Origin of the sequence: Thauera sp. 28 (assembly GCF_000310145.2) — a bacterium.
Taxonomy (GTDB): domain Bacteria; phylum Pseudomonadota; class Gammaproteobacteria; order Burkholderiales; family Rhodocyclaceae; genus Thauera; species Thauera mechernichensis.
Genome location: NZ_AMXA01000113.1, coordinates 1 through 269, shown reverse-complemented (window position 1 = coordinate 269; position 269 = coordinate 1). Strand labels below are relative to the sequence as shown.

1 protein-coding gene is annotated in these 269 nt (G+C 71.0%); it reads left to right on the top strand.

Annotated elements, in window-relative coordinates:
* Window positions 1-269: phosphoenolpyruvate carboxylase (locus C662_RS19680; RefSeq protein WP_002934934.1), on the top strand; the 269-nt coding region annotated here is incomplete at both ends.

Here is a 269-nt window from a genome sequence, read left to right as displayed (position 1 = left end):
ATCCGCCAGAACTCGGTGCGCTTTCGCCGCGACGACGACATTGCGGCCCGGCGCGAGCTCGAGGACATCCTCGATGCGCTGTCGCGCGACCAGACGATCCAGGTCGTGCGCGCCTTCAGCTACTTCTCGCACCTGGCCAACATCGCCGAGGACCAGCACCACATCCGGCGCTCGCGCGCGCACCTGGTGGCGGGCTCGGCCCCGCGCGAGGGCAGCCTGCCGCACGCGCTGCAGGCGGTGTTCGACAGCGGCGTGACCGATGCTGCAGG